This window comes from Comamonas sp. Tr-654 (assembly GCF_011752915.1).
GTDB lineage: Bacteria > Pseudomonadota > Gammaproteobacteria > Burkholderiales > Burkholderiaceae_C > Comamonas.
Map to the genome: position 1 here is coordinate 83,172 of NZ_VWWQ01000004.1, position 14,101 is coordinate 97,272.

The 14,101-nt window shown below is 63.5% G+C and carries 12 protein-coding genes; 1 reads left to right on the forward strand and 11 read right to left on the reverse strand.

The window, feature by feature from the left end; translation table 11 throughout:
• Window position 1 precedes the first annotated feature (1 nt).
• The 6 genes from F3J24_RS13695 to F3J24_RS13720 all read right to left on the reverse strand — a co-directional run bounded on the left by F3J24_RS13695 (window position 2) and on the right by F3J24_RS13720 (window position 7,929).
• Complete coding sequence (locus tag F3J24_RS13695; protein WP_167007225.1) at window positions 2-1,144, reverse strand: histidinol-phosphate transaminase; 1,143 nt, start codon at window positions 1,142-1,144, stop codon at window positions 2-4.
• On the reverse strand, window positions 1,141-2,529 hold the full coding sequence (locus F3J24_RS13700) for an FAD-binding oxidoreductase (protein WP_167007228.1): 1,389 nt from the start codon (window positions 2,527-2,529) through the stop codon (window positions 1,141-1,143). The genes F3J24_RS13695 and F3J24_RS13700 overlap by 4 nt, the downstream gene beginning before the upstream one ends.
• A gap of 25 nt (window positions 2,530-2,554) precedes the next feature.
• Window positions 2,555-3,817: an imidazolonepropionase gene (gene hutI / locus F3J24_RS13705; RefSeq protein ID WP_167007231.1), complete on the reverse strand. Its 1,263-nt coding sequence runs from the start codon at window positions 3,815-3,817 to the stop codon at window positions 2,555-2,557.
• A gap of 139 nt (window positions 3,818-3,956) precedes the next feature.
• The gene (locus F3J24_RS13710; protein WP_167007234.1) at window positions 3,957-4,523 is read right to left on the reverse strand and encodes a HutD family protein; all 567 of its coding nucleotides are present in this window, start codon (window positions 4,521-4,523) and stop codon (window positions 3,957-3,959) included.
• Between the two features lie 180 nt (window positions 4,524-4,703).
• Window positions 4,704-6,425, reverse strand: a complete 1,722-nt coding sequence (hutU, locus tag F3J24_RS13715; RefSeq protein ID WP_167007237.1) for a urocanate hydratase — start codon at window positions 6,423-6,425, stop codon at window positions 4,704-4,706.
• Between the two features lie 31 nt (window positions 6,426-6,456).
• Window positions 6,457-7,929 (reverse strand): cytosine permease, encoded by a 1,473-nt coding sequence (locus F3J24_RS13720; RefSeq protein WP_167007240.1) that lies wholly within the window; start codon window positions 7,927-7,929, stop codon window positions 6,457-6,459.
• A gap of 145 nt (window positions 7,930-8,074) precedes the next feature.
• Here F3J24_RS13720 and hutC (F3J24_RS13725) point away from each other — a divergent pair, with 145 nt between their 5' ends.
• Window positions 8,075-8,791 (forward strand): histidine utilization repressor, encoded by a 717-nt coding sequence (hutC, locus tag F3J24_RS13725; RefSeq protein WP_167007243.1) that lies wholly within the window; start codon window positions 8,075-8,077, stop codon window positions 8,789-8,791.
• Between the two features lie 93 nt (window positions 8,792-8,884).
• Here the strand turns inward: hutC (F3J24_RS13725) and hutH are convergent, their stop codons facing one another.
• From hutH to F3J24_RS13750, 5 genes are all read right to left on the reverse strand, one after another.
• The gene (gene hutH, locus F3J24_RS13730) at window positions 8,885-10,444 is read right to left on the reverse strand and encodes a histidine ammonia-lyase (protein WP_167007246.1); all 1,560 of its coding nucleotides are present in this window, start codon (window positions 10,442-10,444) and stop codon (window positions 8,885-8,887) included.
• A 66-nt stretch (window positions 10,445-10,510) separates the two neighbouring features.
• Entirely contained in the window at window positions 10,511-11,278 is a 768-nt protein-coding gene (gene hutC / locus F3J24_RS13735; RefSeq protein ID WP_003059699.1) for a histidine utilization repressor, read from the reverse strand.
• Window positions 11,279-11,288: 10 nt separating this feature from the next.
• Window positions 11,289-12,068, reverse strand: a complete 780-nt coding sequence (locus F3J24_RS13740) for an ABC transporter ATP-binding protein (RefSeq protein ID WP_034375140.1) — start codon at window positions 12,066-12,068, stop codon at window positions 11,289-11,291.
• Window positions 12,068-12,931 carry an ABC transporter permease gene (locus tag F3J24_RS13745; protein WP_043002909.1) on the reverse strand — a complete coding sequence of 288 codons (864 nt, stop codon included), beginning with the start codon at window positions 12,929-12,931 and terminating at the stop codon, window positions 12,068-12,070. The genes F3J24_RS13740 and F3J24_RS13745 overlap by 1 nt, the downstream gene beginning before the upstream one ends.
• A 17-nt stretch (window positions 12,932-12,948) precedes the next feature.
• Window positions 12,949-13,917 carry an ABC transporter substrate-binding protein gene (locus F3J24_RS13750; RefSeq protein ID WP_034363122.1) on the reverse strand — a complete coding sequence of 323 codons (969 nt, stop codon included), beginning with the start codon at window positions 13,915-13,917 and terminating at the stop codon, window positions 12,949-12,951.
• Window positions 13,918-14,101 lie beyond the last annotated feature (184 nt).

Here is a 14,101-nt window from a genome sequence, read left to right on the forward strand (position 1 = left end):
CTCAGGCCTCGAGCGCGGCCAGCAAGGCCTGCACAAAACGCGCGTTGTCGCCTTCGGTGCCTATGGACACGCGCAGGAAGTGCTCGAAGCCAGGCTCCTTCCAGGGCTTGACGATCACGCCCTTTCTGAGCAGCGCCTCGGTCACCGGCGCATTGGGACGGCCCAGGTCGAGAAACAGGAAGTTGGCTACCGAAGGCGCAATGCGCAGACCTTGCAGCGGCTGGCCCGGCGCTGCCAGCGCCAGCAGCTGCCTGCGCAGGTCCTCGCGCAGCGCCACCGTGGTCGCCACACCGCTGCGCATGTGCGCAGGATCGTTCCAGGCCGCCAGCGCCGCGCGCTGGGCCGCCATGTTCACGTTGAAGGGCGAGCGGACCTTATCCATCAGGCTCACCAGCTCGGCGCTGTCGGCCATGCCGTAGCCCACGCGCAGACCGGCCAGACCCCAGGCCTTGGAGAAGGTGCGCAGCACGATCCAGGGGCCGACCCGCGCATCCAGCATGGCCAGCACATCGGGGTAGTCATCGTCGTGCAGCGCGTATTCGTAATAGGCCTCATCCACCACCAGCACAGTGTTGGCGGGCGTGGCCTCCAGCACCTGCGCAAACTGCGCCGCATCCATCATGCAGCCCACGGGGTTAGACGGGTTGGGCAGGAAGGCGATCTTGGGGGCCTTGGCCATGGCAGCGCACCAGGCGCCCAGATCGAAGCCCAGCTCCTCGTTCAGCTCGAGGAGCTCGACCTCCGCGCCCATCATCTTTGGATAGATTTCGTGCAGGCCGAACACGGGACGCTGGGTCACCACCAGATCGCCGGGAGCGAGAAAGACCTCGCAGAGAATCTTGATCAGGTCTTCCGAGCCGTCGCCGAACACCAGACGCCCGGCGGGCAGCCCGGTTCGCTCAGCAATGGCTTCGCGCAAGGCCGTGCAATTGGCATCGGGATAGTTACCCACATCGTTGGCCACCTCGGCAATCGCGCGGCGCACCGAGGCGCTGGCACCGAAGGGATTTTCATTGCTGGCCAGTCGCGCAATATCGGTCACGCCGTAGCGCGCCCGCACCGCTTCATTGGACAGGCCGGCGTTGTATGCAGGCAGCGGGCGCACCTGGGCGCGGGCCAGCGAAGCCACCAGGGAATTCGTCATAGATCAAACACCTTTCCGGGATTCATCAGGCCCAGGGGATCGAGGGCCAGCTTGATGGCCCGCATCGCCGCCAGCTCTGCGGGCGTGCGGCTGTTGCTCAGATAAGGCTTTTTGTGCAGGCCGATGCCGTGCTCCGCGGAGACACTGCCCTGCATCTCGCCCACGATGCGATAGAGGATCTCCTCCACCTGCTCACATTCGCCGTTGACGGTCTTGCCATCCACCGAGACATGGAGATTGCCGTCGCCCACATGGCCGAAGTACAGCGCCTGGTGACCGGGCCAGCGAGTGGCAAAGGCCTGCATGCAGGCTTCGGCAAAGCGACCGATGTCGGCCTGGGGCAGGCTCACGTCGAAGTTGATTGCGGGGTGCATATTGTTGTTGAGCTCGGCCGGTGCCTCGCGCAGCTTCCACAGCTGCTGCACCTGGGCTCCCGACTGGGCCACGATGGCGTCGAGCACCTCGCCGGCCTCCATGGCCTTCTCAAGCACCTGCTGCACATCGCCTTGCAGCTGCGCCTCGTCCTTGCCGTCCACATTGATCAGGGCCAGCAAGGGGTAGCGCTGTTCAAAAGGCGCAGCGAGCTTGAGCCAGGCCATGGAGGCCTGCACAAAGCTGTCCCACATCAGCTCATAGGCCGCGACGCTGTTGCCGAAGTGCGATTGCATGCGCTTGAGCACGGCCAGCGCCGAGTCGAAATCGGGCATGGCCACCAGCGTCGTGGCCGTGGCCTGCGGCGCAGGACGCAGGCGCAGCAGCACGCGCGTGATGATGCCCAGCGTGCCTTCGGCACCGATGAAGAACTGCTTGAGGTCGTAGCCCGTGTTGTTCTTGATCATGGGACGCAGCATGGGCAGCACCGTGCCGTCGGCCAGCACCACCTCCAGGCCCAGCACCTGCTCACGCATCATGCCGTGCTGCAGCACGCCGTTGCCACCCGCGTTGGTGGAGACATTGCCGCCGATCTGGCAGCTGCCGCGAGCGCCGAGATCCACGCCGAACACCATGCCGACATCGACGGCAGCCTCCTGCACGGCTTGCAGCGTGACGCCGGCCTGCACCTGCATCAGCCCGGTCTGGGCATCGACGTCCTCGATGCGGTTCATGCGATCCAGCGACAGCGCGACAGCACCCTCCGTAGGGACTGCGGCACCGGCCAGCCCGGTCAGCCCACCCTGCGGAACCACCGCAATCCTGTGGGCGCTGCACAGACGCATGACGGCGCTGACTTCCTCCGTGGTGCGTGGGCGCACCAGCGCCAGCGGCTGCTGGGGCGGCGTGCCGCTCCAGTCGGTGCGGCACCGCTCGGGAGTGTCCGTGCCGCGCAGCGCCACATCGGCGCCCAGGGTGGAAATCAGTTCATTGAGAAATTGTTCGTGAGACATCAGCAACCTTTCGCGCTCCCCGCTTTCAGGCTTTGGCTTGCTGCGCAATCCGGCCCTGGCGCACCACCGTACAGTCAGGCTTGCTGCCGAACCAATAGGCCAGCTCTGCAGCCCGCTGCACGGGCCAGAGCACGAAATTGGCGGGACGGCCCACGGCAATCAGGCCTTGCTCGTCCTGCAGGCCCAGAGCATGCGCAGCATGCCGGGTGATGCCGGCCAGAGCCTCTGGAACCGTCAGACGGAACAGCGTGCAGGCCATATTGGCCATGAGCAGCAAACTCAAGCACGGGGAGGTACCCGGATTGTGATCGGTAGAAACGGCCATTGGGACCTTGGCAGCTCTTAAACCTTCAATGGGCGGCACTTTGGTGTCGCGCAGCGTGTAGAAGGCCCCGGGCAACAGCACGGCCACGGTACCGGCCTTCTTCATCTCGGTGATGCCGTGCTCGGACAGGTGCTCGATATGGTCGCAGGACAGCGCGCCATAGCGGGCCGCGAGGGCTGCACCCTCCATATTCGACAGCTGCTCGGCATGGAGCTTGACGGGCAGGCCCAATGCCTTGGCCGCTTCGAAGACCTGCTCGGTCTCGGCCAGCGAGAAGGCGATGCGTTCGCAGAACACATCGACGGCATCGATCAGGCCTTCGGCGGCGAGTGCCGGCAGCATGACCTGACAGACCAGATCCGTGTATTCCTGGCTGCGGCCCGCATACTCTGGCGGCAGCGCATGAGCCCCCAGAAAGGTGGTCCGCACGGTCACGGCACACAGCTCGCCCAGGCGCCTTGCGGCACGCAGTTGCTTGCGCTCGTGCTCCAGGGCCAGGCCGTAGCCCGACTTGATCTCTATGGCCGTCACGCCTTCGGCCAGCAACTGTTCAAGACGCGGCAGCGCCAGCGCCACCAGCTCGTCCTCCGACGCTTCGCGCGTGGCCCTGACACTGGAGACGATGCCGCCGCCGGCTCTGGCCACTTCTTCGTAGCTGGCACCGGCCAGGCGCATGGCGAACTCGTTGGCGCGCTCGCCACCATAGACCAGATGGGTGTGGCAGTCGATCAGGCCCGGCGTGGCCAGGCGCCCTGCGCCATCGTGCCTGGGCAGCGCCTGGTATTCGGCGGGCATGGCATCCTGCGGTCCCACCCAGACCATTCGGCCTTGCTGCACCACGATGCAGGCCAGCGTGCCTTCGGGAATATCCGCCACCTCGGAGACATACAGCTCTGGCGCCAGACGCAGGTTTTGCCAGCAGCCGTCGGCGGAGACTGCGGGATGGTGATTAGCTTGCGCCATGGCGATGCTCCTCGTGTTCGATGACGACAATCCAGGCCATGAAACTCCTGATTTCATAGCTGCAAGCGCCTACCCCTTCTAACTTTTCAAATCAATCTTCATTGAAATGTCCGGCACAAAGGCGCAAGCCGCTCCTGTTTCAGGTGTGCGCTGTCAGACTGACCAGGATCAGCCTGGCATCCTCGCCTTGCGCCACCAGCGGCTCGGCCCCGGTACTGCTCCACCAGAGGCCTTGACCGGTCTCCAGCACCCGGCCGTCGGCAGCTTTCCAGCTGCCCTGCAGCACCATGCAAAGTCCAGCAGCGCTCAGCCCCGCCTCGGCCTGGCCGGCGAGCAACTCCAGCCGTGCCGACCATTGTCCACGCCGGGTCATGACATTGAAATCGCTGGACGGGCCGCCCAGCAGATCGCAATCGAGAGCCATATCGCCCGAAAAGGCGAACGGCTGCCAGCGCTCGGTCAATGCATGTTCGAGCCCGGCCTGGGCGTTGTGCAACCGCACCCCGTCGCCATCGAGCAGCATGATCTGGCGGTCTATGCCCGGGAATGCGGAAAACGGGCCGGCTTGGGCAATCGTGGCCACGCTCACGCGCCAGCCAAAGCTGTCCATGCCCGCGCCCTGAGGCCAGCAGGCAATCTCGCGCGTGCTGCCGCCTCCGTTCTTCCACGGGCTGGGCGCAATCTGGTTCAGGTCAAAGCGTTGCATCGATCAAAAAGCACAAAAACTACAACAAAACGCAGTTTAAAACTGGCACGGCCAGACGAGAGACAGCGAGGAAGGGCCGCCCCGCACCGAGGCTGTCGTCCCCCTCCCCTAGCGCGCAGCGCGTAGAGAGAGGGGGAAGGCGTGGGGCCGCCTAGGCGTAAGCGCCTCAGGGTGTGACAGTTACTTCACCATCGGCAGATTCAAGCCATGGCGCTTGGACGCTTCCACGGCGATCTCGTAGCCTGCATCGGCATGGCGCATCACGCCGGTGGCGGGATCGTTCCAGAGCACGCGGTTCAGGCGGGCCGCAGCCTCGTCCGTACCATCGGCCACGATCACCACGCCAGCGTGTTGCGAGTAGCCCATGCCCACGCCACCGCCGTGGTGCAGGCTGACCCAGGTGGCGCCGCCCGCCGTGTTGAGCAGGGCGTTGAGCAGCGGCCAGTCGGAGACGGCGTCGGTGCCGTCCTTCATGGCTTCGGTCTCGCGGTTGGGGCTGGCCACCGAGCCGCAGTCCAGGTGGTCGCGGCCGATCACGATGGGCGCCTTGAGTTCGCCGTTCTTGACCATTTCATTGAAGGCCAGGGCCGCCTTGTGGCGCTCGCCCAGACCCAGCCAGCAGATGCGCGATGGCAGGCCCTGGAAGGCGATGCGTTCCTTGGCCATGTCCAGCCAGCGGTGGGTGTGCTTGTTCTCGGGGAACAGCTCCTTGATCTTGGCATCGGTCTTGTAGATGTCCTCGGGGTCGCCGGACAGTGCCACCCAGCGGAACGGGCCCTTGCCTTCGCAGAACAGCGGACGGATGTAGGCAGGCACAAAGCCGGGGAAGTCGAAGGCGTTCTTCACGCCTTCGTCCAGGGCCACCTGGCGGATGTTGTTGCCATAGTCCACCGTGGGAATGCCCATGGCCTGGAAGTCCAGCATGGCCTGCACATGCTGGGCGCAGCCCTGGGCGGCGGCCTTCTTGAGCGTGGGGTGCTGGCCGGGGTCGGCCGCAGCGGCGTTCCATTGCTCCACGGTCCAGCCCACGGGCAGGTAGCCGTTGATCAGGTCGTGGGCGGAGGTCTGGTCGGTCACGATGTCGGGACGGATGCCGCCGGCCTTGGCGCGCTTGACCAGTTCGGGCAGGACTTCGGCCGCATTGCCCAGCAGCGCGATGGAGACGGCCTCGCCCTTTTCGGTGTGATGCTTGATCAGGGCCAGCGCGTCGTCGATATCCTTGGCCTGCTTGTCCACATAGCGGGTGCGCAGGCGGAAGTCGATACTGGACTGCTTGCATTCGATGGCCAGCACGCAGGCGCCGGCCAGCACGCCGGCCAGCGGCTGGGCACCACCCATACCGCCCAGGCCGGCGGTGAGAATCCACTTGCCGGTCAGGTCGTTGTTGTAGTGCTGGCGGCCGGCCTCGACAAAGGTCTCGAACGTGCCCTGCACGATGCCCTGGGCACCGATGTAGATCCAGCTGCCGGCCGTCATCTGGCCGTACATGAACAGGCCCTTCTGATCGAGCTCGTTGAACTTCTCCCAGTTGGCCCACTTGGGCACCAGGTTGGAGTTGGCCAGCAGCACGCGCGGCGCATCGGGATGGGTCTTGAACACGCCCACCGGCTTGCCCGACTGGATCAGCAGCGATTCGTCGGCTTCGAGCTTCCTGAGCTGGGCCAGGATCTCGTCATAGCACTCCCAGTTGCGGGCCGCGCGGCCGATGCCGCCATAGACGACCAGGGCCTTGGGGTTCTCGGCCACATCCGGGTCCAGGTTGTTCTGGATCATGCGATAGGCCGCTTCGGCGAGCCAGTTCTTGCAGTGCAGCTCGCTGCCGCGGGGAGCGCGGATTTCTCGGCTGGCGTCGTAGCGGGGGTCTTGCTTGGCCGCGCTGATGATGGCGTCGTTGGCGTTCATGGTCGTATCCTTCAAGAATGGGTGGGAGGATTCAGCCGGCTTGCACGGCGTAAGTGGCACCAGCAAAGTTCCTGTCTGCGCCTGTGGTCGCGGCAGGAGCCGGGCTGGGGTAAATCATCTGGCTGGGCACGTTCATGCTTCTCCTGGCCAGCGGGTAGTAGACGAGCGAGGTGACGATCAGGCTCACGATCCAGGAGATGTCGGCGCCGTTCATGGCCTTGGCCAGCGGGCCCACATACATGGCCTGGTTGATGAAGGGGATCTGCACCACAACGCCCATCACATAGCAGGACAGGGCTGTCCAGTTGTAGGCGCCATAGCGGCCCTGGCTGTCATAGAGCGCCGGGATGTCCACTTTTTCCTTGGAGACCAGGTAGTAGTCCACCAGATTGACGGCGCTCCAGGGAACGAAGACGGTGAGCAGCAGCAGCACGAAATTCTTGAACGTGGCCAGGAAGTTGGAGCTGGCCAGCAGGGCCACCAGCACCGTCACCAGCACAAAGCCCAGGATGTAGAGCAGGCGCGATGTCGCGGTGAACTGCGTTTTCCGGTTGAAGGCGCTGACCGTTGTCAGCACGGTCATGAAGCCGCCATAGGCATTGAGGCAGTTCACGGTGAGCTTGCCGGTGACGATGACCAGATAGATCACCACCGCCAGCGGGCCAGCCAGCTGGCCCATGAAGCCGACCTGGTTCTTAATGAAGTTGGCGCCCAGGGCGGCCACCAGCACGCCGAAGGTCATGGCCAGCTGCGAGCTGATGACGCTGCCGCCGAACGTGGTCCAGAAGGTGGCGGCGGTCGAGGTCCTGGTGGGCAGATACCGCGAATAATCGGCCACATAGGGGGCGAACGTCATCTGCCAGCCTGCCGACAGGGCCATGGCGGTCAGAAAGCTGGCCCAGGTGAAAGGCTTCTGGCCGAACGCCGAGACCACATCGAACTGGTGGCACAGCTGCCAGGCCAGATAGCCAAAGCCCAGAATGCCGACCACGGTGGAAATGCGTCCCACCACATGGATGAGCCGATAGCCCACCACGGCGACCAGGGCCGTGAGCGCGCCGAAGATGATGATGCCGACCGCAGGGCTGTGGAAGCCGAACATCAGATTGATGGCCTGACCCGAGAGCACGGTGCCCGTGGCGGCGAAGCCCACATACATCAGGATCACCAGCACCAGCGGCAGGGCTGCGCCCTTGACGCCGAACTGCACGCGGCTGGAGATCATCTGGGGCAGCCCCAGGCGCGGCCCCTGGGCCGAATGCAGCGCCATGACGATGCCGCCGAGAATGTTGCCTATCAGGAGGCCGAGGATGGCTGTCATGGCTTCGGCACCGAACACCACGGCCAGGGCGCCGTCCACCACCGCCGTGATCTGCATGTTGGCACCGAACCAGAGGGTGAACTGGCTGGAGGGCGTGCCGTGGCGCTCGCTCTCCGGAACCATGTCGATGGTTCTGCTCTCGATGGCGCCAGAGGAACCCAGCGTTGCTGTATCAATACTCATGAAATTGCTCCGTCAATCCCTCTGGATGTCTCTTATATGTCCGAACAACTTTCAGTAATTTCCATAAAGTTGTCTATACGAATTTTGTGATTTACTCCTGCCAACGTCAATCATCTAGACAGCTTTTCTAATCCAAACAAACCCTATGTCGCGAACCGATACCACCGCCGCCGTACCTGCGTTCCAGCGCATCAAAGACCATGTGCTGCAGCAGATCCACAGTGGCGTATGGCAGGAAGGCCAGGCCATTCCCAGCGAGGCTGCGCTGGTCAAGCAGTTCAATGTGGCGCGCATGACCGTCAACCGTGCCTTGCGCGAGCTCAGCGACGAAAAGACACTGACGCGTGTCCAGGGCTCGGGCACTTTCGTTGCCCAGCAGAAGTACCAGGCCACCCTGGTAGAGCTGCGCAATATCGCCGACGAAATTGCGGCTCGCGGCCACCGCCATCGGGGGGAGCTGCAGCGTCTCGAGCGCTGTAAGGTCGACACCGCCCTGCTGCGCCAGTTCGAGCTGAACGCCGCCCCCCATCTGTTTCACTCCGTGGTCGTGCACTTCGAAAACGATGTCCCCATCCAGGTCGAAGACCGCTATGTGAACCCGGCCGTAGCTCCCGACTATCTGAGCCAGGACTTTGCAAGCCAGACGCCGAATGCCTATCTGGTGCGCGTGGCTCCGCTGCAGGGCGTGAATTTCTCCATCGAAGCGAGCATGCCCACGCCGGAGGTGGCGGAGCTTTTGCGTATGGAGGTCACCGAGCCCTGCCTGGTGCTGCGCCGCAGAACCCGCTCCCAGGGCCAGGTGGCCTCGGTTTCGGCCCTGTGGCACCCGGCATCTCGCTACCAGTTCGCGGGCAACTTCTGACCCGCCGCCCCGGCAAGCGCTGCCGGAATGCCGCCCCGCCGCGGCGAGAACCGCTACTGCCCGATGCTTGCGGCGTGACGACATGGCGCTGGCTCAGGCCGCGTTGCTCGGCAAAATGCTCTGCAACACCTCGGGCCAGGCGGTTTCCAGCGCCCACAGACGCATGATTTCGATATCGGGCGCCAGGTAGCGGTCCTTGTCCAGATAGGGCACCTGACTGCGGATCAGCGCGTACTGCTCCTCAATCAGCGGCGAGCTCTTGAGTCGGCGGTCGAAGTCCATGCCCTGGACTGCGGCCATAGCCTCCACGCCCACGATCACCGCCGTGTTTCTAGCCATGTCGGCCAGGCGACGCGCACCATAGGTGGCCATGGAGACATGGTCTTCCTGATTGGCCGATGTGGGCAGGCTGGTCACGCTGCTCGGGTGCGCCAGACACTGGTTTTCGGCCGCCAGGGCGGCCGCCGTGACCTGGGCAATCATGAAGCCCGAGTTGACGCCGCTATCCTCGATCAGGAAGGCCGGCAGGCGCGACAGTCCGGTGTCCAGCAGCAAGGCCATGCGACGCTCGGAGATGGCGCCGATTTCAGCGATCGCCAGTGCCAGGATGTCGGCCGCAAAGGCCACGGGCTCGGCATGGAAGTTGCCGCCCGAAATCACGTCGCCGTTATCGAACACCAGCGGATTGTCCGAGGCGGCATTGGCTTCTATGACCAGCACGCGCGCAGCATGGCTGAGGTTGTCCAGGCAGGCGCCCATGACCTGCGGCACGCAGCGGATGGAGTAGGGATCCTGCACGCGCCCGCAATTGGGGTGCGAAGGATCGATGGCGCTGCCGTCCAACAGGGAACGCACGGCGGCAGCCACGGCAATCTGCCCCTGCTGGCCTCTGGCCTCGTGAATGCGCGCATCGAAGGGCTTGATGGAGCCCTGAATGGCTTCCAGCGTCAGGCAACCGGCCACCAGGCCTGCAGCCAGCACGCTTTCGGCCTGGAACAGACCCGCCAGCGCCAGCGAGGTGGAGACCTGGGTTCCGTTGAGCAGTGCCAGCCCTTCCTTGGGGCCCAGCACAAAGGGCTCCAGGCCGATGTGTTTCATGGCTTCACGGCCGGAGACGAGCTTGCCGTCCACCTTGGCCTGCCCCTCGCCGATCAGCACACAGGCCAGGTGCGACAACGGCGCCAGATCGCCCGATGCGCCCACCGAACCCTTGGAGGGAATCACGGGCAGGACATTGGCATTGGCCAAAGCCAGCAGCGCATCCACCAGTGCCGTGCGGGCTCCGGAATGCCCGCGGGCCAGACTCACGGCCTTGGTGGCCAGCACCAGACGCACCACATGGTCCGGCAGCGGATCACCCGTGCCCACGCTGTGCGAAAGCACCAGATTGCGCTGCAGCTCGGCCAGACGCTCATGGGCGATCTTGGTCGAAGCCAGTTTGCCGAAACCGGTGTTGATGCCGTAGACCACCTGGTCTTCATCGACGATGTGCTGCACATGTGCCTCGGCCTTGCGCATTGCGCCATAGGCGGCCTGCGCCATGCTGAGCTGCACGCCGCCGTCCTGAATGCGGCGTAGCTGCGCCAGCGTGAGCTCGCCGGGATGCAGTTCCAGTTCGGAGTTCGAGAGCTCTTGGGTGGTGGTAGTGTTCATGGCTATACCTGTCTATACAGTCAAGAGAAACAAAAACGTACTGAGGATTCAAGGGCCTGGCCGGGATCAGCCGCCGTGCACTGAATCGGTTCGGAAACGGCTACCGAGTCGGTAGCGCATGCCTGGATGCACGCAATGCACCCAAGTGATCGGGACGCCGCGCAGCCAGGTACGGCGCGTGAGCATCAGGCAAGGCTGGTCGATAGCCATCTGCAGCAGCCGGGCCTGTTCGGCCGTCGGCAAGATCGCATCGACCACATGTTCGATCTGGTCGTACTGCACATTGCGCACCAGATAGACCGAGGGCTGCACGGCAGAGAAATCCTGGTCCATGAAGTCAGGGACCAGGCGGGGGTTCACATAGCGGTCTTCGATCTGGACCGGCAGCTCGTTTTCGAAGTGCACGCCGTGCAGGTGAAAGACCGAGGCGCCGACCGCGAGATCCAGCGCCGCAGCGACTTCGGGCGAGGCAGACTCGCGGCGCATATCGAGCAGCTCGAAGCGATGATCGTGGCCGCGCTGGGTGATCTCTTCACCGATATTGGCAATGCGCAGCAGGGTCGATTGCGGCTTTTCCTCGGCCACGAAGGAGCCTACCCCCGCCACACGCACGATCACACCCTGCTCGGCCAGCTCGCGCAGCGCGCGGTTCACCGTCATGCGCGCCACACCGAACTCGTTGACCAGCTCCTGCTCGGAAGGCACGCGCGCACCGGCCGCCAGCGAGCCGTCGCCGATCTTGCGCAGCACATGGTCCTTGACCTGCTGATACAACGCGAGCGGCATCTGGGCTGCAGGAGCCGTTTTGCGCTGGGCAGGATCTCGGACATTCATGATGCAGGCCTCAGTGAGCAGCCGCAGCCAGTGACTCGGCGCGAATCTCTTCCGTCAACCGGGCCTTGAGCTCCATGAACTCGGGCGAGGTCTTGACGGTGTAATGCCGCGGGTGCGGCAGATGGACCGGAATGTCTGCCTTGATGCGGCCCGGACGCGCGCTGAACACAGCCACGCGATTGGCCATGAAGATGGCTTCATCGATATCGTGGGTCACGAACATCACCGTCTTGCGTTCGGCCTCCCAGATGCCCAGCAGCAGCTCCTGCATCAGCACCCGGGTCTGGTTGTCCAGCGCACCGAAGGGCTCGTCCATGAGCAGGATCTTGGGGTCGTTGGCCAGCGCACGCGCGATCGCCGTGCGTTGCTGCATGCCGCCCGACAGCTGCTTGGGATAGTGATTCTCGAACCCGCGCAGGCCCACCTTGGCAATGAAGTAGTCGCTGCGCTCTTTCTGGACGGCTTCGCTCACGCCTTTCTCGCGCAGCCCGAAGCGGATGTTCTGGGCCACGGTCAGCCAGGGGAACAAGGTATAGCTCTGAAACACCATGCCGCGGTCGGCGCCGGGCTCCTGCACCAGCTTCCCGTCCAGCAGCACCTGCCCCGTCGTCGGGAAATCCAGACCCGCAACAATGCGCAGCATCGTCGATTTGCCGCAGCCGGAGGGCCCGAGAATGGTCACGAAATCGTTCTCCCGGACCTCGAAATCCACCGGAAGCAGCGCCTGGGTGCTGACGCCTTTGTGGCTGGTGAAGGTGCGCGAAACGCCTTGAATGGACAGCTGGTTCATCACAGGGAACTCCATTCGAACATGCGACGGTTGACGGTTTTGAAGATGAAATCCGACACCAGACCGATGAGCCCGATGATGATGATGCCGAAGATGATCTGTCCGGTATTGAGCAGTGCCTGACTGTCGGTGATCATGTGTCCGATGCCCGAGGACGAGCCGATCAGCTCGGCAACGATCACATAGGTCCAGGCCCAGCCCAGAACCAGGCGCAGGGTTTCCGCGATGCCAGGAGCGGCACCGGGAATCAGCACCCGCTTGACGATGCCGGTATTGCTGGCGCCCAGGGTGTAGGCAGCCTCCACCAGATCCTTGCGTGCACCGCCCACGGTCACGGCCACCATGAGGGTGATCTGGAACACCGAGCCGATGAAGATGACCAGCAGCTTCTGGGCCTCGCCCACACCGGCCCAGAGGATCAGCAGCGGGATGAAGGCCGAGGCGGGCAGGTAGCGGCAGAACGAGACAAAGGGCTCGAAGAACGCCTCCACGGGCTTCCAGGCCCCCATGGCAATGCCCAGCGGCACGGCCACGATGCTGGCCAGGATGAAGCCGCCCATGACGCGCCATACGGTCATGCCGATGTCATGGTGAAAGTCGAACTCCGTGAACAGCAGAATGCCTTCGCGCAGCATCGTCAGCGGGCTGGCGAGAAAGGTCGGCGAGACCAGTCCGCCAAAGGTGACGGCCGACCAGATCAGCAGGAACAGCAGGAAGAAGCCCGTGCCCAGCAGCCATTTGGCCTTGGGGCTGACAGGCTCCAGAGGGGCCATATAGCGCCGGCGAGCCGGCCTCACGGAAGGCGATGCCACCTGAACCGATGCGGGTGATGCAGACTTGATAGAAGGTGATACCGCTTCCATGTGCAACCTCTTTGCGCTTACTTGATGAAGCTGGCGTCGTACATGACGCCGTAGTTCTCAGGAATGCTGCGAATCACGCCGGCTTCCTTGAGGATGGCGGCAGACTCCTTCATGAAAGGCAGTAGATCGCTGGCAAAGAACTTCTGGTTGGCCTCCTTGTCCGACCATTTCAGAAAGGCTGCCGACTTGCCGAACTGCTCGCCGCTTTGCTTGACGGCCGCGCCCATGATTTCGTAGCTCTTTTCCTTGTCGGAATTGATCATGGCGATGGCATCGAAGTAGGACTGGGTCAGCGCCTTGGCGGCAGCCGTGTTGGCCTTGAGCCACTTGGGGTCGCAGCCCACGGTATCCATCACCATCGGGTAGTCGATGGTGGTGGCCAGAATCTTGCCGGCGCTGGGGTTGGCGCGCACGGTGGACAGGTAGGGCTCATAGGTCATGGCCGCATCGTTCTGCCCGGAGACAAAGGCCTGGGCCGCAGGCTGGGGCTCCAGTGACACAGTCTTGATGTCCTTCATGGTCATGCCGTTCTTGTTCAGCATCCAGGCCAGACCGAAGTAGGGAGCCGTGCCAGGCGCGCTGACGGCGACGGTCTTGCCTTTCAGATCGGCGAAGTTCTTGACGTCGTTGCGCACGGCAATACCGTCTGCACCGTAGGACTTGTCCATCTGGAAGATCTGCACGATGGGCACGCCATTGGTGTTCCAGGCCACATGCGTTTCCACGGTGGTGGCCGCACATTGCACGGCACCAGAGGCCAGCGCCAGATGCCGGTCCTTCTGGGGAATCATCTTGATTTCGACATTGAGGCCGTTCTTCTTGAAGATCCCGGCCTTGTCCGCAAGCGTCAGCGGCGCGAAGCCTGTCCATCCCGACATGCCCAGGACGATCTTGGTCTCCTGAGCCGCTGCATGTTGTGCAGCAGACACTAGAACGGTTGCGGCTAATGCCAGTTGCCAGATTGGAACGCGACGTGTCGATTTCATGGGACTCTCCTCGGTCAATGCCAGAGCAGTTCGGTTATTGATGCGGACTTCAAGCGTTGCACGACAGTGCAGGCAGCGAAGTTTGCGATTGCTGATTGAACATGTATATACAGGCTTACCCGAGCGTCATAGTTGCTGCATTTCCCAGCTGTATAGACATGAATCAACAATCCACAAGAGCAAG